Here is a 23,953-nt window from a genome sequence, read left to right as displayed (position 1 = left end):
TCCTACGTTGGACGGCCTCAGGCCATCAGCATGCGGCCCAGTTCGATCAACCCCTTGTCGCTGCCGGGCGGTCCGATCAGCGACAAGCCTAGTGGCACACCGTCTATCTGCATCAACGGCAGCGAGAGTTGCGGGCATCCACCGAGCCCCGAGACGCACAGCATCCTGATCGCCTGGTTACGGTACGACTCCAGCGCTTCATCCGTGTCCGACAACAGCGGGGCAACGTCGGGCATCGTGGGCATGACAATAATTCGCCCGCCGTCTAGCAGGCTCAACAGATTCGCGCGGAATTGCTCGCGTACGCTTTCACTGTCCTCGTTCTGTGCGGGTGTCACGGTACGTGACCATGCGAAACGTTCGCGCACGCCCGGGCCGAGCTGGAAGTCGAAACGCTGGATCGATTCACCGTGACTTTGCCACGCCTGAAATCCCTGTGTGTAACGAAACGCCCAGTAGAGCGCGTCGGTGGAGGGCGTCATGATGTCGACGCTTTCTATCGATCCGAAACACGCCTTGACGCGGTCGAGTGTCGCGAAGAAAACCTTCACCACAGGTTCCGGCAGCCCGGCCAGCGCCTCGCGCGGCAAGCAGGCATGAGGGGTCGATGGGAGCGTCGTCGTATCTTCGCCGAGCAACACGTTGCCCACGCGTGCAAATGTTTCGATGTCACGCGTGAACCAGCCGCAAGTGTCGAACCCCGGTGACAACGGCATGCAACCGTCGAGCGACACACGCGCGTGGGTCGGTCGCAAACCGATCAGGCCGCAATGGCTAGCCGGCGCGCGGACCGAGCCGCCGGTATCGGTGCCGAGCGCGAAATCGCACAACCCATTCGATACCGCCGACGCCGAGCCCGAACTCGATCCACCGGTCACACGGTCCGGCGCGGCGCCATTGCGCGGTGCGCCGAAGTGCGCGTTCTTGCCGGTCATCGAGAACGCGAGTTCCTCCGTATAGGTCTTGCCCGCGAAGGTGGCGCCGGCCGCGAGCAAGGCCTCCACAACCGGCGCGTTGCTCGTCTTGATACCGGACATGGCCAGCATGTGCGGGTTGCCGCAGCCGGTGGGATAGCCCGCCACATCGAAGATGTCCTTTACGCCGAACGTCAGGCCCGTGAGCGGGCCACTCGGGGCATGGGGTACCGGATGATCGGGGTAGGGTGCGAAAGCGCGATACGAGGCGAGGTCTGGTGTCATTTCGTTGTTAGTGAGTGGAGAGAATGTCGGTCTTCGGTTGGAACATGGTGATTTCGTCAACCCGGATGCAACGGGCCGAATGCGCGTTACCGACCAGGCGTTCTTCAGGCTGTGTCTGCAAGCACCGGTCGATCGCATGGGCGCAACGCGGCGCGAACGCGCAGCCGGGCGGCAGCGCCGAAAGGTCGGGCGGCGCACCGCCAATTGTTTCCAGCCGAACGCCTTTTTTCATGGCGCCTTGCGTGCGGCCTTTGAGCAGAGCAATGGTGTAGGGATGCCGTGGTTCGGTCAGCAGCGCGAGCGCCGGCCCCTGCTCGACGATCCGGCCCGCGTACATCACCGCGATGCGATCCGCGACCTCGGTCGCGGCTCCAATGTCGTGCGTGACGAACACAATCGACAGACCCAGTTCCTGTTGCAGGTCGCGCAGAAGCAGCAAGATCTGGATCTGCACGGTCGCGTCGAGCGCAGTGGTCGGTTCGTCGGCGAGCAGGACACGCGGTTCGCACGACAACGCCAGCGCGATCATCGCGCGCTGGCGCATGCCGCCCGACATCTCGTGCGGATACGCATCCAGCCGACGTTCGGGACTTGGAATGCCGACCTTTTCGAATAGCGTCAGCGCTCGCTTGCGCGCTTCGGCCTTCGATACGCCCTGATGCCGGCGCACCATCTCGGCAATTTGCGCACCGAGCGTGTAGACCGGGTCGAGGGCGAGCAACGGTTCCTGAAAGATCATCGATACGACCTTGCCGCGCAGGTCAGAAAGCTGCCGGCGCGAGAGCTTTAGTACGTCCTGACCTTCAACGTCGAGTCCGCCCTCCATGCGCGTAGTCTTCTCCGAATGCAGCCGCATGATCGCGCGCAACGTGACGCTCTTGCCCGAGCCGGATTCGCCAAGCAGAGCGACCACCTCGCCGCGTCCCACTTCCAGGTCCACGCCGTTGACTGCGTGGATTGTCCGGCCGGGCGTGATAAAGCGGACCTTCAGGTCGCGCAGGCTGATGCTGACCTCCGGCTTCTTGTTCATCACGCGACCTCCTGCGTAGCCGCAATCGAGATTGGAACGTAGCCGCTGTCCGGCTCGTATTCAAGGCACGTTACTTGTCCTCCACCAACCGTAGAGACGGCCGGTGCGCGTTTGCTGCATACATCCTGTGCCTGCGGACAGCGCGTATGAAACCGGCAGCCGCTGGGCGGGTCGATCGGATTGGGTGGATCGCCGAAGAGCGGCGCGGCGGTCGTGCGGCGCGTTGGATCGACACTCGGCATGGAGTTGAGCAAGGCCCGCGTATACGGATGCAACGCGTGCGAAAACACGTCCTCCGCCGTGCCGATCTCCACGATCTCGCCCAGATACATCACCACCAGCCGGTCCGAGATGTAGCGCACAACATTCAGGTCGTGGCTGATGAAGACATAGGTCAGTCCGAACTCCGCCTTGAGATCGGCGAGCAGATTCAGCACCTGAGCTTCGACCGATTTGTCGAGTGCCGACACAGCTTCGTCGAGAATCACAAGGCGCGGACCGAGTGCCAAAGCCCGCGCAATATTCACGCGCTGTCGCTGACCGCCCGAGAGTTCGTGCGGATAACGTCCCGCGAACCGCACGGGATCGAGGCCGACGCGCGCGAGCAGGTCACGTCCGCGTGCTATTGCGTCTTTCCGCGAGACGCCGTGAACCGTTGCGCCGAACGCGACTGAATCTTCGATCGTCATGCGTGGATTGAGCGACGAGAAGCTGTCCTGGAACACCATCTGCACCTGACGCCGAAACTCGCGCAGGGGCAGGGCGCGGGAACCGACCGTTTCGCCGTCGAAGATAAGTTCGCCGCTATCCTGCTGCAGCAATTGCATCATCAGCCGCGCCATGGTGGACTTGCCGCAGCCCGATTCGCCCACAACCCCAAGGGTCTCACCCTTCAATACATCGAACGAGATGTCGTCGACGGCGCGGACCACGTTGCGCGCATCCTTTAGAAACGGCAGCCCTTTGTTGCCGAGCGGAAAATGCCGGACCAGATTCTTGACGCTCAGCAACGGCTGGGCCGGGCCGCCGATGTCACGGTCATCTGTCATGAGCTCGGCCATTACTTGATCTCCATTGCAGCACGCAGGCCGTCGGACAGCATGTTGAAAGCAATCGACGTCGCGAAGATAAACACGCCGGGCAGCGCCGCGAGCCAGGGCTGCACATAGATTGCCGTGCGCAACGTATTGAGCATCAGGCCCCACTCCGGGTTCGGCGGCGTCACGCCCAGGCCGAGGAACGAGAGACCGGAGGCGAGGATCATCGAGACGGAGATGAGGCTGGTGGAGAACACGAAGATCGGTCCGATCACGTTGCCGAGCACATGCACGCGCACGATCGTGAAGGCGCTTGCGCCCGACGCGCGCGCGGCATCCACGAAATCACTGCGGCGGACCTGCGTGGTGACGCTCTCGGCAATCCGCGCGATCTGCGGGATGAACACCACGGTCAGCGATACCAGCGCGTTGCCAATGCCGGTACCTAATGCACCGGACAACGCAATGGCCAGCAGCACCGACGGAAACGCGTAGAGCACGTCGATCGTGCGCATCACGAGCGCGTTGAGCACACCGCCTGCGTAACCCGCCATGATCCCGATCGCTCCGCCAATACCGAACGCGAGCAGGACCGGTGTCACGCCCATGAATAGCGAGAGGCGAGCGCCCAGGATCAGGCGGGACAGCATGTCGCGGCCTAGTTCGTCGGTGCCGAGCAAATAGCCGGGCGTGCCGATCGGCTTGAGGCGATTGAACATGGACGCGGCGAACGGATCGGCCGGCATCAAGAGGGGCGCGGCAACGGCCATGATCAGGAAGATGAGGATCACGGTGGCGCCGAGCATCGCCTGCGGATTGCGGACCAGGCGGCGCAGCACGTTTGCTCCGTGTCCGCGCGAGCGCAACGGCGTGGCGAGGGGCTTGGTGGTGTCGCCAGTGGTGATAGTCGTGGTCACGGCTCAGCCCCTTTCAATACGCGGATCGAAGACGGTTTGAAGAATGTCAACCAGGAGATTCAGGATAACGAAGAATAGTGCGAGCACCAGGATCGTGCCTTGCAGCAGCGGCAGGTCCCGCTGGAAGATCGCGGCATTGAGCAGGAAACCGGTGCCCGGCCAGGAGAACACCGTCTCGATCAGGATCGATCCGCCCAGCAGATAACCGAGTTGAAGGCCCATCACTGCCAGCGCGGTCGGCGCGCAGTTCTTCAGCACATGGCGGAACAAGGCGAACTCGCTCAAGCCACGCGCCCTCAATCCGACCATGAATTCCTGCGACAGCGTATCGGCTACCAGCGCGCGGACCGTGCGCGAGATAATACCCATGGGGATGAACGACATGGTGACTGCGGGCAACACGAGGTACTGGAAGTGCGCCCAGTCCCAATGCCAGTCGGCCGAACCGTCGGGTCCTGCGCCGGTGGCGGGTAGCCACATCAGCTTCACCGAGAACACGATCACGAGGACCATGCCCAGCCAGTAATGCGGCACGCTCACGCCAGTGACCGAGACAAGCGAAGCCGCGCGGTCAATCCACGAGCCGCGCATGTAGCCCGCTACAAAGCCAAACAGCGCGCCGAATGCAAAGCCAATCAGCGTGGCCAGCGTGGCGATCATCATCGTATTGCCGACCGCCTTGATCACTTCGCCGGCGACTGGGCGGCCGGTAGCAATCGAGGTGCCGAGGTCGCCATGCAGCGCGCGCCAGACCCAGCTAAAGAACTGCACCGGCAACGGCCGGTTGAAACCGTAGAGTTCCATCAACTGCTTCTGCAGGTCAGCCGATGCATCGGGTGGCAGGATGGAGACCAACGGGTCGCCCGGCGCGATATGAACCAGCATGAAGCAGAGGAACGCAACGCCCAGCATGATCGGCAATGCATAGAGCGCGCGCCGTAGAAGATAGGAAAGCATGAGGTGGGGCCCGGTTGCCGTGGTCTGGGCGCAGAGTGCCCAGACCACGGCGGGTTCAGGTCAGTTCATCGACATGGTGGCGATGTCTATAAACCAGCTCTTCGGTTGCACCACGCCGTGCACCTTGGCCGAGATCGCGCGGGGGCCTGTGTCGTGCGCGATCCAGATGAACGGCGCGTCGTCGACAATGTCTCCGTGCAACTGCGCGAGCAGCACGTCGCGCTGTTTCGCGTCGAAGGTCGTACGAGCTTGCTGGATCAACGCATCGATCTTCGGGTTGCTGTAGTACCCCCAGTTATTCGATACCGGCGGGAAGGCCTGCGTGCTGACGAAACGGACCATGGCGAAGAACGGGTCCATTGATGCGAAGCTCACGTTGGTTGCATTGGCGCCATGTGCCGACGGGTCCTTTGCGCCAAGGCGCCAGTTGGTGTAGAGCGTGTTCCATTCGACCACGTCAAAGCTGACGTCGATGAAGCAGGCCTTCAGGTTTTGTTGCACGAATTCGTTCATGGGCAGCGGCTGCATCTGGCCAGATCCCGAAGCCGAAATCTGCACCTTGACCTTCAGCGGCTTCGCTGCCGAATAACCGGCTTCGGTCATCAGCTTGCGGGCTGCGTCCGGGTCGTACTTGATCTGGAAGGTCGGATTGCCGCGCCACGGGTCGCCCGGCTCGAAGGTGCCGGTCGCTTCGCTCATCATGCCGCCCAGCAACTGCTTGAGCGCGGTGCGGTTCACACAGAGGTTGGCTGCGTAACGCACGCGTTTGTCGAGCCACGGGGAACCCGGCAGGAAGGAGAGTTGCCACGGCCACACGTGGGGTTGCGGGTTCGAATAGATCTTGAAGCCGCGCGACTTGATGGCGTCCATGGAATCCGGCGCGGGCGCCTCGATCCAGTCGACCTGACCTGACAGTAGAGCGGCCGTGCGCGTATTGGCCTCCGGCAGCGGCAGCAGTACCACGCGATCGATCTTCGGCCTGCGCGCCGGGTCCCAGTACTCGGTGTTCTTGACCATCTCCAGGCGTTCGCGCGGCACGAAGCGCGCCATCTTGAACGGGCCGGTACCCGATGCATCGGCGGCGAACGCGATCCACGCCTGCTTGTCGCGCTCGGCGGGATCGGTCACTGTCGCGGGAATGGCGGCGAGTTTTTTCTGCCACTGTACGGGCGAGGCCATATACAGGTTTGCCAGGTTGATCGGCAGGAACGAGTCGGGTTCAGAGGTCGTCAACTCGACCGTCAGGTCGTCGATCTTGCGTGCTGAGCGCAGCGTCGGCATGCGCGATGCGGTCACGCCGACCTGGCTTGGGTCGAAGTTCGGCGCGTTCTTGTTGAGGACTTTGTCGACGTTCCAGACGACTGCGTCGGCGTTGAATGGCGAGCCGTCGTGGAACTTCACGCCAGGGCGCAGTTTGAAGATCCACTTGGTGTGGTCCTTGGGATCGACTTGCCAGGACGTGGCGAGGTCGGGGATCAGTTCGCTGGGTCCTTTCTCGTGGCTCAGGTCCCACTGCGTGAGGCCGTCGTACATGGTTATGCCTGTGAAGCGATTGCCCTCATAACCCTGGTCCGGCTGGCCCAGCGTGCGAGGGATGTCGCCTGCTGTCATTGCGATCCTCAGCACTTTTTCCTGCGCTTGTGCGGTGGCGGGTAGGACCGCGCTGCATGCCAGCGCGCAGGCCCACGTCAGCAAACTTGATTTGATGAAGTTCATGCAGGTACGGTCCTTTATGGTGGTTGATCTTCGGTGGATGTCGGAGAGGGTGGCCAGAAACGGTACACATTCAGTTAGTCATGCTGATATCTACGGAATGGTGAAAGCGATGCCGGCGCGTTCGGCGGCGCCTCGCAGATGGCGTTGCATGGCGGTCATTGCGGCGGTGGCGTTGCCGCAGGTAATCGCGGCAACAATGTGTTCGTGTTCCTCGAACGCCTCGATCAAACGTGGTGTATTGGCGAGGGGAAAGCGTTGGCTTTTACCTATGCGGTCTTCGAACGAGTGCGAGATTTCCGCGAGGATGTCATTGCCGGAGCAGGCGGCGATCGCTTGATGGAAAGCGAGGTCGCAATTGGCGGCGTCGATGAGGTCATTGCGCAGCAGCGCGTCTTTGAAGCGTGCCTGCATGTCGCGGAACTGGCTTGCTATGCCGGGACCGGTTGTTCGTGCGGCGAGCGCGGCGGCGGAGGGCTCGATGATGTAGCGCAGTTGCATGGTTTGCTCGGCGCTACGGCTGACGGGCTCTGTATCGCGTTGTCCGCGATGCGCGACGAACGTACCTTTGCCGGGGACAGAGCGAAGGAACCCTAACGTCATGAGTACGGACACGGCTTCGCGCAGGGCGCCGCGGCTTACACCGAGCTGACCTGCTAGATCGCGCTGTCCGGGCAGGACTTCACCGGGCGCGTATACGCCTGAAAGAATGCGTTGCTGGAGGGTTTGCGCAACGAAATTCGACATGCTCATGCGGTGCACTCCTACCGGTAGGACCGGAGTGCTTATGCGTGAACCGTGCCAGGAGTATGTTGGCTTTTAAAAACAATGGCTTGGGTTGTCGACCGGAATTTTGGAAGTAGGGTATGCACTAGTTCCTTGCGATCGATTCGGTGCATCGCACGAAATCGGGGCAGACGAGGGCGGTCTTACCACCGCCGCACCTATGCGCTTCCAGCAGCAAATTCAAAAAACGCCTCGGCAACCGGGGTCAAGCGCCGCATCTTCTCGACGATTGCGCAAAACGGCATCGAGTAGAACGGCGATTCCGGCAACATTGAATATCGCTCGTATCGTTGCGACGCCCGCTGTACCAGCGCGGCTTGATTCGACAAAACCGAGCGATGCGAGAGACTACTGCTTACCGTCCCGATCGATCAGAGACGCGTATCTTGTCTTGAGAGCACCTTTCGCAGCCGTTCGAACCCCTGCTTCAGTTCGCGCTCGTTGAGGCTGCCAAATCCGAGCCGCATAGCGTTGACAGGTGCATAGTCATCCGAGAACAAGGTGCCGGTCAGGACGCGTACACGTTCCCGGACGGCATCCTCTTCGAGGCGTTGCATATCGATTGCCGAATCGAGTGTGAGCCACAGCGCCAGCCCACCGTCAGGCGGCGAGACCGTGGCGATCGAACTTAGCTTTTCATGTACCAGCGCAATCGCCATTTCACAGCGTAGCTCGTAGATCTTCACAGCCCGCCTTATGTGTCTCTTGAGTTCTCCGCTCTGCATGAGTTCCGCCACTGCGCGCTCTGTCACCCCATTCCCTTGCCGGTCGATAAGCATCACTTCATTGGCCAGTCGATTGATCACGCTCGGCGGCGCCACGACATAACCAATCCTGAGTCCCGGGGCGAGTATCTTGCTCATTGAGCCTATGTAGATGACCTTGCCCGAGCGATCGACGCTGGCCATCGGCAACATCGGATTGTGCGAAAAATGAAATTCGTGATCGTAGTCGTCCTCCACGATCACGAAGTCGAACTGCTCGGCCAAGGCAAGAAGCCGCATGCGGCGATGAACGGGCATGGTCACCGTGGTCGGAAACTGATGGTGAGGCGTGATGTAGATGGCCCGGATTTTATGGACGCGGCAGATTCTCTCAAGCGACTCAGGAATCATGCCGTGTTCGTCCTGGTCGACGCTAAAGACGGACGCTCCACAGGCGCGGAACGCATCTCGCGCGGGAGGGTAGGTGAGTCGTTCCAGCGCCACCGCGTCGCCTGGGCGGACCAGGAGGCGAGCGGCCAGATAAATGCCCATCTGACTGCCGCGCACGATGCACACGGTGTCCTCGTCCGCGTTCAGTCCGCGCTCTATTCGAAGCATCGCTGCGATGGTTTGCCTTAGTAGCGCGAGGCCACGGGCATCGCCATAGCCCAGCCGGTTGGAGCGTGCGGATTCGATCAGCGCAAGGCGAAAGGCCCTGGACAAAGCCTCGAACGACACCACGCGCGTGTCAGGGGCGCCGTCGGTGAATTCAATAAAGCCGTCCCTTGGAGGCGCCGGCAGCTCTTTCTCGATTCCGTATGGCCGATAGTCAGGGCCTGGCAGCGACCCCGCCGACCATTTAAGGACTTCCTCCGCCTTGCTTTCCATTTCCGCGACAGGCAGCGCCGGCGATACGAAGGTCCCGCGCTTTCCCTGCGTGACCAGCCAGCCCTGCGCCGCCAGCTCGTCATAAACCGCCACGATGGTCTTACGGTTCACGCCCAACTGCGTGGCCAGTTCTCTGGACCCCGCCAGCGAGTTCCCCGGGCGCAGAAGTCCCGAGCGGATCTTTTCAACCAGCGCCTGGCTGATCTGAAGGCTCAGCGACACCGGCGAATTCCGGTCGATGCTGATTGTGAATTCCCAGTTTCTTAACATCGCCAGCTCCTCGCCGTCTTCATCTGAACTCGTCCCTGGACCAGCTATGTCAAAAATACTGGATCACTCGGATGGGCCACGAAAACTATAGCATTTAACAAACGCAAACGAGGTACGTGACGCAATGAACACCTTACCGGGACCCACGATCGATGACCGCTTCGAGGCCGAAGTGTTGTCGGTCTCGCCGCTGAATGACTCCGTCATGAAGGTCCGACTGATGCCGCTTTCTGGAAAAACGATGAAGTACAGCGAAGGCCAGTTTCTATCGATCGAGTTACCGGACGGTGATCTGCGCTCTTATTCGATGGCGTCGGCGAGCACGAACGACCGTGTCATTGAATTGCATATCCGCTTGCATCGCGACGGCAAATTCTCGCGGATGCTGCGCAATGAATTGGCAACGGGCGACACCCTGAAGGTTCACGGCCCGTTCGGCACTTGTGTCTGGCAAACGCCTGCGTCGGAGGTATCGGCGATCGTCATGCTCGCGACGGGGACGGGCATCGCGCCGCTCAACGCGCTGCTTGAGGCCGCGTTGCAATCGGGCTGCGCAAATCCGGTCTGGCTGTATTGGGGCGCAACTACTGAAGCAGACTTGTATCTCTCCGCACGTTTCGCAAGTCTTGCGGCAAGTCACCGCAATTTTCATTACGTACCTGTGTTGAGCGGTGCCCTCGGCTATTGGCAAGGAAAACGAGGATTCGTCCAGGACGCGGCCGCGGCCGACCATCCGGACCTCTCGAACTCGCGCGTCTACGCATGTGGCGCGCCGTCGATGATTACGGCCGCACGGGACCTGCTCGTCGGCATGCATGGTCTCGATCCCGACAATTTCCTCTCCGATTCTTTCGTCGCGTCGGCGATAAGCCGGCCTGCGGACGCGCGCCGCGCACCTGTCCACGTCAACGCCAGCCTTGTACCTGACCAGGTCTCAGGCAACGTGCCCGCGCGAACGTTGCCCTCCTGGACCGGCGACACACTGCTCGCCGCGCTGCGCGACGCAGACCTCGTCAAGGGTGTGTGCGGCGGCAATCAGTCTTGCGGCACTTGCCGCGTCACGGTGGAAAAAACCTGGTTCGACAGGCTGATGCCGGCTGCGCGAACAGAAAGTCGATTGTTGCAATCGATCGAGGACAGTGGGCCGTTCGACCGGCTCGCCTGCCAAATTGTCCTTGAACCCAAACTGAATGGTTTGAGTGTCAGTGTTCCGCGCGACGCATTCTAGTTGTCCAATTTGCAACCGAAATCCCAAACAGGAGCATCACCCATGAGTACAGAAGCGATTCAGCAGACCCTTGAAGCCGTTGGCCAGCATTACGACGCGCAGAAGATGATGACCGTGCGTCATATGACACGGGATGCGATACGGCAGATCTCCCGCGCGGTCAAACCCGGGATGGTCGAAGAAGACGCTGTCGAAATGGCCAAGGACCTTCTCGCCAGCCTCGGGATGCTGCGCGGTTGGCACGATGTCTATGTCCGCTTTGGCAGCAATACCACGAAGACTTTCGGCGAAGCTTCCGATCCGGGCGTGGTGCTCGGTCAGGACGATATTTTCCTGATCGACATTGGCCCGACATGGAAGGAATGGGAGGGCGACGGCGGCGACACGTTCGTCACTGGGACCGATGCCGGCAAGGCGAGGTGTGCAAGCGATGCACGCGAAATCTTCCATGAAGTACGCAAGCACTGGCTTGAAACAAGCGACAGCGGGAAAGTGCTTTACGAGGTTGCGGTCGCAGCGGCAAAGCGTCGGGGATGGGTGCTGAACATGGATTTGTCGGGCCATCGTCTGGCCGACTTTCCACACGCGGCGATTTACGAAGGTCCGATGGCCGAAGTCGATTTCAAGCCGAGCCGGCAATTATGGGTTCTCGAAATCCATATTCGCAACGCTGACCACACATACGGCGCGTTCTTCGAGGACATGCTGTTAGAGGACGATTTTTTTAACTAAGGTTTATTCGGTCTACTACTTATTGTTTTCCCGGAGTCGCATCTCGCACAAACAAGGCCTGGTCAAGGCGCTCCCCCGCCGCAGCGGCCAAGCCAAGTCTGCCCACCCTAACGAACAAGAGCCCCGCGATGAAAATAAATCTGCCTGAAAACACACTGTCCTGTCCGGCCGGCCACGAAGAAAGCCGAACCACTATCACCCGCCGCAACCTGCTCAAACTTTCATTGGCGGGCGTCGGCGCGGCGGCGCTGGGGCGCTCATTCAGTGCAATGGGCGCCGATGCGCCGGGGGCGGATCTTCATGTCGCGAGCATGTTCGACCTGACCGGGAACCTGAATATCTACGGCGTGCAACTGATGAACGCATCGAAGTACGCGATCGATGCGATCAATAAAGGCGGCGGCGTCATGGGCCGCAAGGTCGTACTGCACGCCTACGATACGCAATCGAAGATCGAACTATATTCCCGCTACGCTCAGGAAATTGGTGCCGACGATCGAATCAGCGCCGTCGTGGGATGTATTACCGGTGCGTCGCGGGAAGCCGCGCGGCCCGTGTTGAGCCGATACGGAAAGATTCTCTTTTTTCCGATGATCGACGAGGGCGGCGAGTGCGACAAGTTCACCTTCATGCAAGGCAGCGATTGCGTTCAACAGGAGGCGCCTCTGATCAACTGGGCCGTCAAGAACGCAGGCAAGACAATCTACGTGGTTGCGGCGGACTATGTGTATGGCCACGTCGCGACGGCCTGGACGCAATCGCTGGTGGCGAAGGCCGGCGGCACGATTGCGGGCATCGAATACATTCCCCTCGAAGTATCCGATTTCGGCTCGACGATACGCAAGATCCAGGCGGCCGGTCCGGCGGTCGTCATGTCGAACCTCGTTGGCAACAATCACATTGCGTTCTACCGACAATTTGCCGCGGCCGGGCTGAACAAGTCGATCCGCATCATTTCACCGACCTTCGGACTGGGTAACGAGCAAACCGTGCTGACCCCTCAGGAGGCCAGCGGAATCATAGTCGCGTACTCGTATTTCGAATCGCTCGCCACGCCAGAAAACAAGACGTTCCTCGATGGCTTCAAGGTCCTCTACCCGAATGCGGGCCCGATTCCAGATGGTCCGGTGCAGGTTTGGAACGGCTGGAATCAGTGGCGGCTCGCAGTGGAACAGGCAAAAACCACGAACACCGCGCAGGTAGTCGCCGCGCTCGAGTCAGGCAAGGCCTATGTTGGCCCCAGCGGCAAGGTATCGACCGACGGCCAGTCTCATCGCAATGTGCAGGACATTCACCTTGCGCGGGTCTCAAGCCAAGGCAGCTACGAGATCATTGAGTCGCTGCAGCAGGTTGCGCCTTCGCGCGAAATCGTCGGCGCAGGAACCATTGATCTGATCGGTAAAGACAAAGCAGCGCACAAGATGGTCAACCCCAAAGTCTAGGAGCGTCTCATGTCGATGTCCTCCGTTCTTGTAGTTGCGCTGTCAGTCCTGACGAGCGTCTCTATCCTCGTCATGGTTTCACTGGGTCTCGCGTTGATATTCGGTCTGATGAAGGTCGTCAACATGGCGCATGGCGAGTTCATGATGATTGGCGCATTTACCGCCGTCACGCTGGTCCGTTACGCCGGGATTCCCCTGTTCGTGGCGATCGCGGCGTCGCCGCTACTCAGCGCAGCGGTCGGCGTTGTGGTCGAGGTGGTACTGATCAGGCCGTTATACAAGAAGCGGTTGGTGGACACGCTTCTCGTCACGTTCGGACTGAGCCTGATCCTCTTTCAGCTCGCCGTGGATATTTTCGGCACGACATCGGCTGGCATCTCTACGCCGCTTGGTGCGCTGAAGATCGGCACTTACTCCGTGTCAGTCTATTCGTCCTTTGTGTTGCCAGCCGCGGCGTTTGCATCGGTCTTTGGACTCTATCTGGTGTTCACCCGCACGCGTTATGGACTGTTGGCGCGTGCGACGGCTCAGAACGCCGAGATGGCGAGCGCACTGGGCGTCTTCGCGCCACGCATCAACCTCATCACGTTCGCGATCGGTTGCGGCATGGCCGGGTTGGCGGGAGGGCTGATTGCGCCGGTTATTGCCGTCAGCCCCGGCCTTGGACAAACCTATGTCGCGCAGGCATTCATGACCGTGGTAACGGGCGGCCCGGCCTTTGTGTTTGGCACCGTGATGTCATCTGCTTTACTCGGTAGCGTGGCCAACCTCGTCTCGCAGTGGCTGACGACACTCTGGGGCGTATCCGCTCTGCTCGTGACGGCAATGGTCCTGGTTCGAGTCCTTCCCCAAGGCATATCAGCGTCTTGGCGCCGTAAATTCTAAGCGTCGACGGGAGATTTTTCGTGAACACCAATCCAGAGATTCAAGATGCGTTGATGGCGCAGGCGCCTGACGCCATCCATCCGGGCCGCTCCAACCTGCTGCGGAAAGCGGCTCATCGGGGGCTGGTCTGGCCTGTCTTGCTGGTCGTTGTTGCACTTATCGTGGCGCCGCATCTGTCGATCGCGCTTCAACTGAAGGGCGTGCTTTGGCTCAGCTTCGGCATCGTCGCCTTGAGTCTCGATTTCTTGTGGGGACGAGCCGGCATTTTCAGCTTCGGCCAGAACGCGCTATTTGGAGTGGGTGCGTACGCTTACGCGATCTTCTCCTTGAACGTGTTTCCGGTCTCCCATGAAACGGGCAGCGCGTTGGTTGCGGCAGCGCTGGCCTCGGCGGTGTTTGCCGGCATGCTGGGATACGTGCTCTTCTACGGCAAGATCGGTGATGTTTATCTGGCGATCGTCACGCTCGCGATCACGCTCGTTTTGTATTCGGTTATTTCGAGCACGTCGGGTCCGCAATATCACATTGGCGAAGCACTTCTGGGTGGCTTCAACGGGATTCCTTCACTACCGTCCATCGCGTTGGGCTGGCCGGGTAACGAGTCCACCTCCGAGCTTTCGCCCTCAGCCATGTTCGGCTTTGCCGCTTGCGTGGCAGGGCTGATTTACAGCGTAGTCAGGTTTCTTGTGACGGGGCGATTCGGCCGGATGCTCGCCGGACTTCGCGAGAACGAGCTTCGCATGGATCTGCTCGGCTACGACACACGCCGGCTCAAGCTGATTGCCTTTGTTATCGGTGGCGCACTTGCTGGAATCGGCGGCGCACTTTTTGCCGCATGGGGAACGTTTGTCAATCCGGCGATATTCAGCCTTCCGCAGGCCGCGCTGATCGTGATATGGGTGATGGTCGGCGGGCGCGGTTCGCTGGGCGGCGCGTTCCTCGGAGTCGTCCTCGTCCAGTGGATCTCCGACGAAGCCGAAAACGTGATCAGCGAACAGACGCCGCTCATTTTGGGCGTGCTTCTGGTCGTGACGGTGATGCTTGCGCCCTCGGGTGTTGCGTCGCTCCTTCGCCGGCCGATAGATTATTTGCTTCGCTTCATTAGCAGACCGTCGCGACCTGAGACCGCCGCTGACCTGTTCGATGGAGAGGCGGATACGTTGCCCGATGTTCACGAGAGCGGCGTGCGTTCGAGCGGCGTCATGCGTGCCAATGCGATCGCGAAGAACTTCGGTGGGGTCTCCGTGTTGCGTGGAATCAGTGTCGACTTCGTAGGTCCCGGGATTCATGTGGTGATCGGTGCGAACGGCGCCGGCAAGAGCACGTTCTTTGGCGTGTTGACGGGCCGCCATCAAGCGACGGATGGTCAAGTCGTTCTTAATGACATCGACATCACCCGGGCACCGACATTCAAGCGAGCCCGTCACGGCCTCGGCATCAAAACTCAGGTTCCGAGCCTGTTTCCCGGCCTTTCCGTCCAGGAGAATCTTCGCCTGGCTCATTACGAGCCTGGACGCAGCCGGAGCACACGGCTCGTGCGCAGAACGCTTCAAGCGGTCGGCTTGCACCGCAAGATGAATACGCTCGTCGCGGAGCTTGCGCATGGCGAACAGCAATGGCTCGAAATCGCGATGGTGCTTGCGCAAGACCCGGCCGTGATCTTGCTGGACGAGCCCGCAGCAGGCATGACCGCACAAGAGCGGAGCAACACGGTTGCATTGATCCAGCAACTGGCGATCGATCATACGGTGATCGTGGTCGAGCACGACATGAGCTTTATCCGTGCGTTGAGCGCGCCCATTTCAATGCTGCATCAAGGGAAGATTTTCCGTCAGGGCACGTTTGAAGAGATCACGTCGGATCCCATCGTCATCGATGCTTACCTGGGAAGAAATCATGCTGCTCACCACTAGCGATTTATGGTCGGGGTACGGCAACGTCACCATCTTGCGCGGCGTGGATTTCAACATCGAAGCGGGCGAAGTGGTTGCTGTCCTCGGACGAAATGGCGTCGGCAAGACGACTTTGATCCGGACCCTGTCAGGCGCGTTGCCTTGTCAGCGAGGCGGCATCCAGTTGAATCAGGTCGAGATCAGTTCAACGGCAGCTCACCGGCGTGCGCAGATCGGCATCGCCTGTGTGCCGCAAGGGCGTCAGATCTTCACTCAACTGACGGTTGCAGAAAACATGCTGGTCGGCGCCTATGCAATGGGCTTTGATCACAAGCGTATCAAGCAGAAGATGGAAGTTCTGATGGTCGATTTCCCGTCGCTCGTGCCCAAGCTCAAGCATCTTGGGGGCAGTCTTAGCGGCGGGCAACAGCAATTGCTGGCGCTCGCCAGGGCGTTGATCACCGAGCCCAGACTGCTGTTGCTCGATGAACCGTCCGAAGGTATTCAGCCATCCTTACTTGATGACATTTCACGCGTATTGCAAGCGGTTTCATCGCGGGACGGGTTGTCCGTGGTGCTGGTCGAGCAGAACCTGGACTTTGCCCGGCAACTGGCATCCCGTGCGTACTTGATGGAATCGGGACGCATCAGCGGAACGGTCGCCATCACTGACACGCTTGACGATAAAGCGCTGGATCGCGAGCTGTTCGGTGCAGTGCTCTAGCGGCATCCGACCTATTTTTTCTTTAACCGTCGATATCGATTCGTTGCCCAAGCCAAGGAAGAACCATCATGAATGAGCCAATCAAGGACTCCCGTCTGTCTCAGTCGGAACTTTGCTTCATCACGGCCGAAGAAGCATTGCAAAGGTTTCGCGACCGAAGCCTTTCGCCGGTAGACCTGATGAAAGCTGTCATCGCGCGCTGCGAGTCCGTCAATCCGAAGGTCAATGCGATCACCAACCGGTTTTACGAGCAGGCGCTGGATCAGGCCGCGAGTGCCGAAGCGCGGTATCAGTCAGGCGTTGAGGTTCGTCCGCTGGAGGGCATTCCGCTTGCGGTGAAGGAGCTTCACCCGGTCAAAGGGGTGACGACTTCCTGGGGCTCGAAGGTTTTCGAAGGCGTGGTCGCCGATCGCACGATTCCTGCGGTGCAGCGCCTTTTCGATGCCGGCGCGATCATGCACATTCGCACCACGACCCCTGAATTTGCCCATGCAGGCCATTGCCACAGCCCCCTCTATGGTGTGACCCGGAACCCGTGGGACACCGATTTCAGCAGCGGCGGGTCCTCTGGCGGATCGGCAGTCGCCGTGGCAACCGGCATGACGACGCTGGCGGAAGGCGATGACGGTGGCGGCTCGCTGCGCATTCCCGCCTCGGCTTGCGGAACAGTCGGCTACAAGCCTGCCTACGGACGCGTTCCGGGCTTGCTGCTCGATACGATGTTCGAGTCGATCGTGCATATCGGCCCGATCACGCGAAGCGTCGGTGACGCCGCGCTGATGCTCAATGTGATGTCTGGCCAACACCCGGACGACATCACAAGCCTGCGCGATCGGGTCGTCATTCCCACCGCTACCTCGGGAGGCATGCAAGGCCTGCGGGTCGCTTTCTCCAGCAATCTGGGCTTCGTCGAAGTTGATAACGAAGTCGCCCGGAACACGGCGGAAGCTGTCCGCAAGATGCAGGCGGCGGGCGCCGTAGTGGAACAGGTCAATCTCGATTGGAATGAAAGTGCCTACGATGCCTGGGTAACGCATTGGGAAGGACTCTTCGCGACGATCGCCGGCCATCATATTCCGCAATGGCAATACAAGATGGACCCGTTCGTGCGCAGTCTGATCCATCGTGGTTTCGGTCACAGCGCGGTACGCGTCAAGCAGACCGAAATGGTGCGTTCGGCAATGTGGCAGAAGCTGTCGGCCGTGTTCGAGCGGTTCGACGTACTGGTGTGTCCGACGCTCGCCGTGCCCGCTCTCAAAGCGGAACACAAGAACGACGACGCCGGGTTCACGATCAACGGCAAACCGGTCGATGCGTATCTCGCCTGGGCACTAACGTATCCGTTCAATCTACTGAGCCAATGTCCGGTGATCTCCGTGCCATCGGGCATGAGCCCCCAGGGTCTTCCGACAGGGTTGCAGATCGTGGGGCGTCCGTTCGACGATCTGACCGTATTCAAGGCCGCAGCCGCGTTCGAGCAGGCGGCGCCGTGGGCTCAAGCCCATCCTCAACCGTAAAGCGGAGAATCCACTTGAAAACAGTTGCTGTCTTTCGGCATGTTCTGTTCGAAGACCTGGGAACACTGCGAGGGGTGCTCGAAGAGCGAGGCTATGAGATCCGCTATTTCGACATGGGCGTGGATGATCCGAGGCGTGCGGAGATTGAAGAGGCAGACTTGATGGTCGTGCTGGGCGGTCCAATCGGCGCATTCGACGACGACCTCTATCCATTCCTTCGGACCGAGCTTGCCGTCATTTCGGAGCGTCTGCTGTCAGGGCGGCCGATTCTCGGCATTTGCCTGGGAGCGCAACTCATGGCTCATGCGCTTGGAGCACGAGTCACGCCGATGGAACACAAGGAAATTGCTTTTGGTTGTGTTTCGCTGAGCCCCGAGGGCCGGGCATCGGCCTTGGGACATCTGGGCGATGACGTTCCAGTGCTGCACTGGCACGGCGACGAATTTCAGATGCCTGAGGGATGCCACGTTTTGGCGTCGACGACGCAATGCAAGAATCAGGCATTCCAATATGGCGCTTGCGCGCTTGCGCTGCAATTTCATCTGGAAGCCGACGTTGCGCGAATCGAGCAATGGTTGATTGGTCATAGCGTCGAACTGATGCAGAACGACGTGTCTGTGACCGCGTTGAGGGAGAGTGCGTTGCGCTCAGGTGCCGCGCTGGGCAACGCGGCGTCTCAGGTATTTAATGCCTGGCTAAACTCGGTCCCGGGCCTCACGGAGCGCCCCGATGGCTAAAGACAGGCCGCCGGGGAGTCTGGTACTCGCACTGGCGAGTGCCGTCATCAGTTGCGCTGTGCGCTGGTATTTTAGTTTTCAGTTGAGCCTGCGCGACATCGACGAATACTTGCGAGGCGCAACTTATTCAAGCCCGGCCAAATCTTGCTGAAGCGACTACGCTTCCCCAAGCGGCTCCCCGGCAATGGGCGGAATAACAGCTCCAGCTCTTTCCGTTGCCGCTTTCACGCGGCCTACCCAAATCGCCGCGAACGACACGAGGGCGGCAGCCAACAAGCCGTTGACGCCATAACCCCGGATGGCGCCATGCGCATCGAACGACAGGAACAGTCCGCCTAGCCACGCACCGCAACCGGCACCGAGTGCTTGCAGTGCGCTGTTCGTGCTGAGGAAAGCGCCTCGGTTAGACGGTTCCGGAACCGTCGTCAGCAACGCCTGCATCGGCACCATGCGGCCGGACACGATCACCATGAACACGGGGAACAGCAGCACCATCGCGATGAACGGCAGGCTCGGCAGGTGAGTGATGAACAGCACGGGCAGCAGGGACAGCACCACCAGCAGACGGAACATCCGACGACTGCCGTAACGGTCGGAAAGCCGGCCGACAAGCCGTGCCGTGAAGAACGTCGCGGCGCCGCCTGCCATGTATAACCACGACAACTGTGCCGGGGCGACGCCGTGGTTAGCCACAAGCATCGGCGAGATGAACGGGATCACCAGCATCTGCGACACCATTACGATGAACGTAAGCGCGAACGCATTGGCGTTACGGGGGTTCGACACCAGGCGCCACAGCGTAGGCAGCACGCTCCCCAACGGAGGTTGCTTGCGGCGTAGATGTTCGGTGAGCGAAGGCACGATCTGCATTCCGGCCAGCCAGATCACAACCGACAAAGCCGCGAGCAAGATGAACGGCGTGAACCAGCCGAAGTGCGCGCCTAGCAAAACGCCGGCCGGGACGCCCGCCACTGCGGCGAGCGAAAAGGCCGTCATGATCGTGCCGGTCGCGGCGCCGCGGCGGGCAGCGGGAATGACGTCGCTGACGATAGCCATGATGACCGATCCCAGCACGCCGCCGGTGATCCCCGCAAAAGCGCGCGCGATCAGCAGCATGGGAAAGCTGGTGGCGCAGGCGCACGCAAGATTCGACAGCGCGAACAGCGCATAGACCGCTAACATGAGACGGCGACGATCGAAACGATCGATGTAGGTGGCGGCAAGCAGCCCCGAGAGACCGGAACACCACGAATAAGCTGAGACAGCCGTGGCGAACGCGGCAGGTGATATCTGAAAGCTCCGCATGATCTGCGGGCCAAGGGGCATCATCACCATGAAGTCCATGATGATGGTGAATTGCGTAAGCGCAAGCAGCCAGAGAAGGCGGCGCTCGCGACTCGCATCCAGACTATACATATAGCCATCCTAATTAAATGTTTTTCAGTGGCTAAGACGGAGAAAGCGCGAGTCAGTCGTCGATGGATTCGTGAACCGCTTCAGCGCCACGTTTCCAATAGCTGGCCGCGCGAATCCGGGTCTTGTCGACACCGCGTTCCGTGCATAGGTGCTGACGGACGGCGCGCATGATGGTGGCTTCTCCCGCGGCCCAAACGTAGCCCTCGCCGGTCGGCAGATACATCTCGCGCAAGGCCAGCAACAAGGCTCCGCCGGGGAAGTCCGATTCGCTGCGATAGCGCCATTCGGCGTACAGGTCGGTCTGCGTCGTGAAGTCGATGCGTGCCGACGGATCTTCCACTTCAATCAACGCGGCCACGCGAGTTCCCGGCGGCAGCTCTTCCAGCCTACGTGCAATGGCAGGGAGCGCGGTCTCGTCGCCGATCAGCAAATGCCAGTCGAAACCCGTGGGGATCGTAAAGGAGCCACGCGGCCCACCGATTCCCAGATACTGTCCTACCTTCGCCTGCGCCGCCCACGTCGCGGCCGGTCCCGCCTCATGCAGCGCGAACTCGATGTCGAGCTCGCGCGCTTCGCGATCGTATCGGCGTGGAGTGAAGTCGCGTGCGATTGGGCGCGGCTGGCCGTCCGCGAATACCGGGCCATTTGGGCCGGCCGTGGGCATGACCGGCTTGTCGGCTCCGGGCGGGGGAAAGAAGACCTTGATGTGGTCGTCGAAGGACGCGGATTCGAAGTCGTGGAGATCGTCGCCGCTTAACGTGATGCGCACGAGGTGCGGCGTAAGCGGTTGAACGCGCTTGACTTGAGCCAGGCGGAATTTAAGTTGATGGCGGACGCGGCCGACCGCCAGATCGGGTCTGTTTTGCATTGTTTGTTCTCTTAAGTATTGATTCATGCCGGATTGCCGGTGGTTTTTCCTTCGATCTCGGCCGTCGCACGCGCAAGGATGGCGGCAATGCGGCGTTGCTCGCTAGCGGATGCGTCGGTTCGGATCAGCAATGCGTGCTTGAGGGCGCGGCGTGCCTGGATGAATTCGGGCAACCAAGCGTTGCTGTCGCCATTAGCGTCTGCGTTTTCGTCGGTTGCTTCGCCTGCAAATGCGCGGCGCACTGAATCCATCTTGCGGGCGAAATGGCTTAGCTTGGCCAGCATCAGGTCAACGCGCTCGCGGTTGGTCGCCAGGTAGTTGCGGCCGGGTTCGGCTAACGCATAACGCTTGCGATTGCCTTCTACTTCAACCGTTGCATAGCCCAGTTCTTCCAGATAAGTCAGCGCTGGATAGACCATGCCCGGACTCGGGCTGTAAAAACCGTTCGAGCGAACTTCGAGCGCCTTGATCAGCTCGTAGCCGTGGCGCGGCGCTTCGGCCAGAAGGGCGAGCAGGAGCAACTGGAGGTCGTCGGAGGTGAACTTGCGGCCACGCGGCATGCCGTCGTCACCGCGGCCGCCAAATCCTCCCGGACCGCCTGGGAAGCGGCCGTCGTCGTCATGGCGGTGGTGGTGGCGACCGATTGCATGCCACAGTGCATGCATGGAAAAACGGTCTGAAGATTCAAATCCAGCTTCGGGGCGAGCGAACTCGCGATTTCGATGATGTCTCATCGTAAAACTCCATGGTTATCGTAAAACAGATCTTAATATATATCTTAAGATACGTTGTCAATATTTTTCGGAGAGATGCGCCGGAGGGCGTTGGCGCGTGGAGGGCGGCCCGAGGCGTTGCGTTCTACGGCACGATTCGAGTCCTGCACGCGTCGCCACGGGCTCCGAACCGCTGTGCTGAAACCTGCAATGCTTAAGTATCCGGCGCTCATAACCATATCGGAATTGAATAATTCTCAAGGGGACGAGGCGTCGCTACTCTGGGCGCTGATTTCGCCCGCGAGGATTTATGCAGATGGATGGTTCCGATGTTTTCGATGGACGGCGGCGCGTATTGCGCTTGCTGGGCGCCGCGCCGGCTGCCGTTGCGCTAGGCGGATTCAGGTCGCGGGAGGCGAGGGCGGCGGACGCGGCCCTCGGTTCCGTCACGCTGGTGCTGGGCGATCAGGCTGGCGGCACGCGCGCGCTGGCTGAGGCGGCGAGGGTGCTCGACGGCACGCCGTATGCTTTCAAGTGGGCTAATTTCCAGGGTGCTGCGCCGCTCTTCGAAGCGCAGCGCGCGGGTGCCGTCGACCTCGCTCCTGCTGGCGATTTGCCGGTGCTGGCCGCGGCCGTTGGCGATCCGACACTCAAGATCGTTGCGACACGCGTTGGCTCGGGCTCGCAGTTGGGCATTCTCGTTCCGGCGGATTCGAAGCTGCGCAGCGTGGCGGATCTCAAGGGACGTACGGTGTTTGTTTCATCGGCACGCGGCAGCATTTCGCAGTTCCAGCTCTACGGTGCGTTGGCAGAAGCCGGCCTTTCGCGCGATGACGTTTCAGTGCGGTTTGTATTGCCAGTCGACGCGTTCACTGCATTTGAGTCGGGAAGTATCGATGTCTGGGCGACCTTCGATCCGTACTTCGGGACAGCAGTTCAACGGGGTGCGCGGGTGCTGAGGGATGGTACCGGGATCAATAGCGGCCTGGGCTTTGTAACGGCGTCCGGTGCTGCTGCGGCCGATCCGCGAAAGCGCCTCGCTATTGCAGATGTGCTGCAGCGTTTGCAGCGCGCGGGTGATTGGGCGCTCGCCAATCCCGATGCGTACGCGCATGTCTACGCGTCGCTCACTCGCCTTCCTTTCGATGCCGCCAGGACCATTACCGCGCGATCAGCGCTGAAACAACGCTTTGTCGCCGAGAACGATATTGTCGCGTTGCAGCGGGTTGCGGATATCGCTTTCCGCGATGCGATCCTGCCAAGACGGATCGATGTGCGCGCCATCTCCGATACGCAGATCGCGAAGGCCTGACGGCGGGCGAATAAGGCGATGTGTGATGCATCGCCTTAAACGCTCAGTGCCGTTTCAAATCAGTCGAGCAGATCGGGTTCGGCTTCGACCAGGCCTTCATACAAGCTCTCGAACGAAAACAGCGCGCCTCCCGGACGGCCAACCCGCTCATGCGTCAACGCCGCCACGTCATGCGGAATGCGCTGAGGCGTACCGGCGGCTTCGGCGAGCAGTTGCGTGTGGCACGCGTTATCCAGCGCGAGATACCACCAGGCAGCCGCTTCCACCGTGGGGCCCGCGGTCAGGATGCCGTGATTCTTCAGGATCACCGCCTTGCTCGAACCCAGCGCGTCGGCAATGCGCGCGCCTTCCCTGGTGTCGAGAACCACACCCTGGAAGTCATCGAATAGTTCGTGATCCTCATAGAATGAACAAGAATCCTGCGTAAGCGGATCGAGTTTGCGTCCGAGGGTCGACCACGCTTTTCCGTATAGCGAATGCGTATGCGCAGCCGCGACAATATCCGGACGGGCTTCGTGAATGGCCGCGTGAATCGCAAAGGCGGCTTGATTGACCGGACCCTTGCCGACCACGATCTCGCCTGCGCTGTTCACCAGCAGCAAGTCGGAAACCCTTATGCGCGCGAAGTGCTTGCCAAGCGGATTGACCCAGAAATGATCAGGCCATTCAGGGTCGCGCGCAGTGATATGGCCGGCCAGGCCTTGATCGAAACCGTGGCGGGCGAACAGGCGAAACGCGCCGGCAAGCCGCTCCAGGCGATGCCGGCGTTCGGCTGCGGGCGTCGCCGGAGCCGGGACTTCATCGAACCAGAATTTGCGGACGGGCGTGGCGTGCAGGGTGAGGCCGGGCGCGTCGGTGAGGGTGCTCATTGTTTTGATGTCCTTTGGCGTTCAAGCGCGTTCTGAGTCGTCCGGATGAACTAGTGCCGCGAGCGGCAGGCGTAGTCCCGGCGAGTGTCCCTGGTGCGAACCGGCAGAAGGCTCAAT

21 protein-coding genes and 1 pseudogene are annotated in these 23,953 nt (G+C 60.6%); 9 read left to right on the top strand and 13 right to left on the bottom strand.

The window, feature by feature from the left end:
- Nucleotides 1-17: 17 nt before the first annotated feature.
- The 9 genes and pseudogenes from HB376_RS08075 to HB376_RS08040 form a co-directional block, all read right to left on the bottom strand.
- Nucleotides 18-1,199, bottom strand: coding sequence for an amidase (locus HB376_RS08075; RefSeq protein WP_213762890.1), 1,182 nt, complete (start codon nucleotides 1,197-1,199; stop codon nucleotides 18-20).
- 7 nt (nucleotides 1,200-1,206) lie between these two features.
- Nucleotides 1,207-2,229 carry an ABC transporter ATP-binding protein gene (locus HB376_RS08070; RefSeq protein ID WP_213762889.1) on the bottom strand — a complete coding sequence of 341 codons (1,023 nt, stop codon included), beginning with the start codon at nucleotides 2,227-2,229 and terminating at the stop codon, nucleotides 1,207-1,209.
- On the bottom strand, nucleotides 2,229-3,290 hold the full coding sequence (locus HB376_RS08065) for an ABC transporter ATP-binding protein (protein WP_255631223.1): 1,062 nt from the start codon (nucleotides 3,288-3,290) through the stop codon (nucleotides 2,229-2,231). The genes HB376_RS08070 and HB376_RS08065 overlap by 1 nt, the downstream gene beginning before the upstream one ends.
- Nucleotides 3,290-4,183, bottom strand: a complete 894-nt coding sequence (locus HB376_RS08060) for an ABC transporter permease subunit (RefSeq protein WP_213762888.1) — start codon at nucleotides 4,181-4,183, stop codon at nucleotides 3,290-3,292. The genes HB376_RS08065 and HB376_RS08060 overlap by 1 nt, the downstream gene beginning before the upstream one ends.
- A 3-nt stretch (nucleotides 4,184-4,186) precedes the next feature.
- Nucleotides 4,187-5,140 (bottom strand): ABC transporter permease, encoded by a 954-nt coding sequence (locus tag HB376_RS08055; protein WP_213762887.1) that lies wholly within the window; start codon nucleotides 5,138-5,140, stop codon nucleotides 4,187-4,189.
- A 60-nt stretch (nucleotides 5,141-5,200) separates the two neighbouring features.
- A complete protein-coding gene (locus HB376_RS08050; RefSeq protein WP_213762886.1) occupies nucleotides 5,201-6,856 on the bottom strand; it encodes an ABC transporter substrate-binding protein in 1,656 nt (551 codons plus the stop codon).
- Between the two features lie 90 nt (nucleotides 6,857-6,946).
- Nucleotides 6,947-7,354, bottom strand: coding sequence for an FCD domain-containing protein (locus HB376_RS40855; RefSeq protein WP_255631239.1), 408 nt, complete (start codon nucleotides 7,352-7,354; stop codon nucleotides 6,947-6,949).
- Between the two features lie 66 nt (nucleotides 7,355-7,420).
- Nucleotides 7,421-7,600, bottom strand: a pseudogene (locus HB376_RS40850) (GntR family transcriptional regulator); the annotation flags it as partial.
- A 410-nt stretch (nucleotides 7,601-8,010) separates the two neighbouring features.
- On the bottom strand, nucleotides 8,011-9,501 hold the full coding sequence (locus HB376_RS08040; protein WP_213762884.1) for a PLP-dependent aminotransferase family protein: 1,491 nt from the start codon (nucleotides 9,499-9,501) through the stop codon (nucleotides 8,011-8,013).
- 124 nt (nucleotides 9,502-9,625) lie between these two features.
- On the opposite strand from HB376_RS08040, the gene HB376_RS08035 reads away from it, so the two are divergent.
- From HB376_RS08035 to HB376_RS08005, 8 genes are all read left to right on the top strand, one after another.
- Nucleotides 9,626-10,729 (top strand): FAD-binding oxidoreductase, encoded by a 1,104-nt coding sequence (locus tag HB376_RS08035; RefSeq protein WP_213762883.1) that lies wholly within the window; start codon nucleotides 9,626-9,628, stop codon nucleotides 10,727-10,729.
- A 42-nt stretch (nucleotides 10,730-10,771) separates the two neighbouring features.
- On the top strand, nucleotides 10,772-11,461 hold the full coding sequence (locus HB376_RS08030; RefSeq protein WP_213762882.1) for a M24 family metallopeptidase: 690 nt from the start codon (nucleotides 10,772-10,774) through the stop codon (nucleotides 11,459-11,461).
- A gap of 128 nt (nucleotides 11,462-11,589) precedes the next feature.
- Entirely contained in the window at nucleotides 11,590-12,903 is a 1,314-nt protein-coding gene (locus tag HB376_RS08025; RefSeq protein WP_213762881.1) for a transporter substrate-binding protein, read from the top strand.
- A gap of 9 nt (nucleotides 12,904-12,912) precedes the next feature.
- Nucleotides 12,913-13,788: a branched-chain amino acid ABC transporter permease gene (locus HB376_RS08020; RefSeq protein ID WP_213762880.1), complete on the top strand. Its 876-nt coding sequence runs from the start codon at nucleotides 12,913-12,915 to the stop codon at nucleotides 13,786-13,788.
- A 20-nt stretch (nucleotides 13,789-13,808) separates the two neighbouring features.
- On the top strand, nucleotides 13,809-15,701 hold the full coding sequence (locus HB376_RS08015) for an ATP-binding cassette domain-containing protein (RefSeq protein ID WP_213762879.1): 1,893 nt from the start codon (nucleotides 13,809-13,811) through the stop codon (nucleotides 15,699-15,701).
- On the top strand, nucleotides 15,685-16,404 hold the full coding sequence (locus HB376_RS08010; RefSeq protein ID WP_213762878.1) for an ABC transporter ATP-binding protein: 720 nt from the start codon (nucleotides 15,685-15,687) through the stop codon (nucleotides 16,402-16,404). The genes HB376_RS08015 and HB376_RS08010 overlap by 17 nt, the downstream gene beginning before the upstream one ends.
- Nucleotides 16,405-16,472: 68 nt before the next feature.
- Nucleotides 16,473-17,921, top strand: coding sequence for an amidase (locus HB376_RS40845; protein WP_255631222.1), 1,449 nt, complete (start codon nucleotides 16,473-16,475; stop codon nucleotides 17,919-17,921).
- 14 nt (nucleotides 17,922-17,935) lie between these two features.
- Nucleotides 17,936-18,658: a glutamine amidotransferase gene (locus tag HB376_RS08005; RefSeq protein WP_255631221.1), complete on the top strand. Its 723-nt coding sequence runs from the start codon at nucleotides 17,936-17,938 to the stop codon at nucleotides 18,656-18,658.
- Nucleotides 18,659-18,814: 156 nt separating this feature from the next.
- On the opposite strand, the gene HB376_RS08000 is transcribed toward HB376_RS08005, so the two are convergent.
- Genes HB376_RS08000 through HB376_RS07990 form a run of 3 tightly spaced genes read right to left on the bottom strand, consistent with a single transcriptional unit; the run spans nucleotide 18,815 to nucleotide 21,676 of the window.
- Nucleotides 18,815-20,074 carry an MFS transporter gene (locus HB376_RS08000; RefSeq protein ID WP_213762876.1) on the bottom strand — a complete coding sequence of 420 codons (1,260 nt, stop codon included), beginning with the start codon at nucleotides 20,072-20,074 and terminating at the stop codon, nucleotides 18,815-18,817.
- A 52-nt stretch (nucleotides 20,075-20,126) separates the two neighbouring features.
- On the bottom strand, nucleotides 20,127-20,942 hold the full coding sequence (locus HB376_RS07995; RefSeq protein ID WP_213762875.1) for a siderophore-interacting protein: 816 nt from the start codon (nucleotides 20,940-20,942) through the stop codon (nucleotides 20,127-20,129).
- Nucleotides 20,943-20,965: 23 nt separating this feature from the next.
- Nucleotides 20,966-21,676: a PadR family transcriptional regulator gene (locus HB376_RS07990; protein ID WP_213762874.1), complete on the bottom strand. Its 711-nt coding sequence runs from the start codon at nucleotides 21,674-21,676 to the stop codon at nucleotides 20,966-20,968.
- 295 nt (nucleotides 21,677-21,971) lie between these two features.
- Here HB376_RS07990 and HB376_RS07985 point away from each other — a divergent pair, with 295 nt between their 5' ends.
- Nucleotides 21,972-22,967 (top strand): ABC transporter substrate-binding protein, encoded by a 996-nt coding sequence (locus tag HB376_RS07985; protein ID WP_213762873.1) that lies wholly within the window; start codon nucleotides 21,972-21,974, stop codon nucleotides 22,965-22,967.
- A gap of 59 nt (nucleotides 22,968-23,026) precedes the next feature.
- Here the strand turns inward: HB376_RS07985 and HB376_RS07980 are convergent, their stop codons facing one another.
- Complete coding sequence (locus tag HB376_RS07980) at nucleotides 23,027-23,836, bottom strand: class II aldolase/adducin family protein (protein ID WP_213762872.1); 810 nt, start codon at nucleotides 23,834-23,836, stop codon at nucleotides 23,027-23,029.
- Nucleotides 23,837-23,953: the final 117 nt, after the last annotated feature.

It is taken from the genome of Caballeronia sp. dw_19, from assembly GCF_018449515.1.
Classification (GTDB): Bacteria; Pseudomonadota; Gammaproteobacteria; order Burkholderiales; family Burkholderiaceae; genus Caballeronia.
Note: the sequence above shows the minus strand (reverse complement) of the source record. Positions and strands in the feature narration are given on the sequence as shown.

Bases quoted from the DNA above. Each gene is read 5' to 3' on its own strand.
- HB376_RS08025 (WP_213762881.1), top strand. From the start codon at position 11,590: ATGAAAATAAATCTGCCTGAAAACACACTGTCCTGTCCGGCCGGCCAC.
- HB376_RS08010 (WP_213762878.1), top strand. From the start codon at position 15,685: ATGCTGCTCACCACTAGCGATTTATGGTCGGGGTACGGCAACGTCACC.
- HB376_RS08040 (WP_213762884.1), bottom strand. From the start codon at position 9,501: ATGTTAAGAAACTGGGAATTCACAATCAGCATCGACCGGAATTCGCCG.
- HB376_RS08020 (WP_213762880.1), top strand. From the start codon at position 12,913: ATGTCGATGTCCTCCGTTCTTGTAGTTGCGCTGTCAGTCCTGACGAGC.
- HB376_RS08055 (WP_213762887.1), bottom strand. From the start codon at position 5,140: ATGCTTTCCTATCTTCTACGGCGCGCGCTCTATGCATTGCCGATCATG.
- HB376_RS08030 (WP_213762882.1), top strand. From the start codon at position 10,772: ATGAGTACAGAAGCGATTCAGCAGACCCTTGAAGCCGTTGGCCAGCAT.
- HB376_RS40845 (WP_255631222.1), top strand. From the start codon at position 16,473: ATGAATGAGCCAATCAAGGACTCCCGTCTGTCTCAGTCGGAACTTTGC.
- HB376_RS08070 (WP_213762889.1), bottom strand. From the start codon at position 2,229: ATGAACAAGAAGCCGGAGGTCAGCATCAGCCTGCGCGACCTGAAGGTC.
- HB376_RS08050 (WP_213762886.1), bottom strand. From the start codon at position 6,856: ATGAACTTCATCAAATCAAGTTTGCTGACGTGGGCCTGCGCGCTGGCA.
- HB376_RS07985 (WP_213762873.1), top strand. From the start codon at position 21,972: ATGGATGGTTCCGATGTTTTCGATGGACGGCGGCGCGTATTGCGCTTG.
- HB376_RS08075 (WP_213762890.1), bottom strand. From the start codon at position 1,199: ATGACACCAGACCTCGCCTCGTATCGCGCTTTCGCACCCTACCCCGAT.
- HB376_RS08000 (WP_213762876.1), bottom strand. From the start codon at position 20,074: ATGTATAGTCTGGATGCGAGTCGCGAGCGCCGCCTTCTCTGGCTGCTT.
- HB376_RS08065 (WP_255631223.1), bottom strand. From the start codon at position 3,290: ATGGCCGAGCTCATGACAGATGACCGTGACATCGGCGGCCCGGCCCAG.
- HB376_RS08035 (WP_213762883.1), top strand. From the start codon at position 9,626: ATGAACACCTTACCGGGACCCACGATCGATGACCGCTTCGAGGCCGAA.
- HB376_RS40855 (WP_255631239.1), bottom strand. From the start codon at position 7,354: ATGCAACTGCGCTACATCATCGAGCCCTCCGCCGCCGCGCTCGCCGCA.
- HB376_RS07995 (WP_213762875.1), bottom strand. From the start codon at position 20,942: ATGCAAAACAGACCCGATCTGGCGGTCGGCCGCGTCCGCCATCAACTT.
- HB376_RS07990 (WP_213762874.1), bottom strand. From the start codon at position 21,676: ATGAGACATCATCGAAATCGCGAGTTCGCTCGCCCCGAAGCTGGATTT.
- HB376_RS07980 (WP_213762872.1), bottom strand. From the start codon at position 23,836: ATGAGCACCCTCACCGACGCGCCCGGCCTCACCCTGCACGCCACGCCC.